Here is a 328-nt window from a genome sequence, read left to right as displayed (position 1 = left end):
CCGCCCCCCGCGGCCGCACGCTCGCCCAGCAGCCCGACCCGGTCCTCCCGCGGCTCCAGTCCGGCCGCCCGCAGCCCCGCCTCCTCCCCCGCGTACTGCTCCAGACAGCCGCGCCCGCCGCACACACAGGCGGGGCCCTCCGGACGCACCGGCACATGCCCCAGCTCCCCGGCGAACCCGCGCGTCCCCCGCAGCAGCCGCCCGTCCACGACCACCGCGCCACCGATACCGATCTCGGCGGACACGTGCAGGAAGTCGCGGGGCGTGCCGTCCCCGAGCCAGAGTTCCGCGAGGCTGCCGAAGTTGGCCTCGTTGTCCACGGTCAGCG

1 protein-coding gene is annotated in these 328 nt (G+C 77.1%); it reads right to left on the bottom strand.

Translation table 11 applies throughout. From position 1 onward, the window contains the following. The coding region (locus IH48_RS0132610) for an ROK family protein (protein WP_030913164.1) at positions 1–328 on the bottom strand (328 nt) is incomplete at both ends.

The organism is Streptomyces sp. NRRL F-5126 (genome assembly GCF_000721265.1).
Taxonomy (GTDB): Bacteria; Actinomycetota; Actinomycetes; order Streptomycetales; family Streptomycetaceae; genus Streptomyces.
This window is presented reverse-complemented; position numbering and strand designations above follow the sequence as displayed.